The sequence below is a fragment of the Oleiphilus sp. HI0066 genome, from assembly GCF_001635725.1.
Map to the genome: position 1 here is coordinate 1 of NZ_LWFH01001547.1, position 773 is coordinate 773.

Annotated in this window: 1 protein-coding gene and 1 pseudogene; both read left to right on the forward strand. The window is 47.7% G+C overall.

Annotation, left to right across the window (positions count from 1 at the left end):
* On the forward strand, window positions 1-458 hold a 458-nt coding region (locus tag A3738_RS24010), incomplete at its 5' end, for a peptide chain release factor-like protein (protein ID WP_304440128.1).
* Window positions 459-773, forward strand: a pseudogene (locus A3738_RS24015) (protein-(glutamine-N5) methyltransferase, release factor-specific); the annotation flags it as partial.

Consider the following 773-nt stretch of genomic DNA (forward strand, 5'->3'; position numbering starts at 1 on the left):
AAATCGAATCTGTTGATGATGTTGAGATTAATAAGGCTGATCTTCGAATTGATACTTTCCGTGCATCGGGTGGGGGTGGTCAGCACGTCAACAAAACTGACTCTGCAATTCGTATTACTCACTTGCCAACAGGCGTAGTTGTTGAGGGTCAGGACGAACGTTCCCAGCACAAAAACAAAGCTAAGGCGATGACCTTGCTTGCGTCTAAGTTATTGAGTGCAGAACAAGAGGCGGCTGCAGCTGAGCAATCGTCTCAGCGCAAGAGTTTGGTAGGCAGTGGAGATCGTTCAGAGCGAATCCGAACATATAACTATCCGCAAGGGCGTGTCACGGATCATCGCATCAATCTTACCTTGTATAAGCTTGCTGAGGTGATGGAAGGTGATCTCGGGACTGTGATCGATCCTTTGTTGCATGAGCATCAAGCCGAGCTTCTTGCGAGCATGAATGACGCATAAATGAGTGCTCAGATAACAATAGAGCAGGCACTCGCAATGAGTGCCGATATTCAAAGCGAAACACCTGAACTTGATGTCCAATTGTTGTTAGCGCATGTCTTGCAGGTAGAGCCAAGTTATTTTCGTACTTGGCCCGAAAAGTCCCTCAGCGTAGAGCAATCTCAAACCTACCGTCATTTATTGCAAGAGCGTCTTAANGGGCGGCCTGTCGCACACCTGACGGGTAGTCGAGGTTTCTGGACGCTCGATCTTATTGTTAATGAAAGTACTCTCATTCCTCGTCCTGATACCGAATGCTTGGTTGAAGCGGCGTTA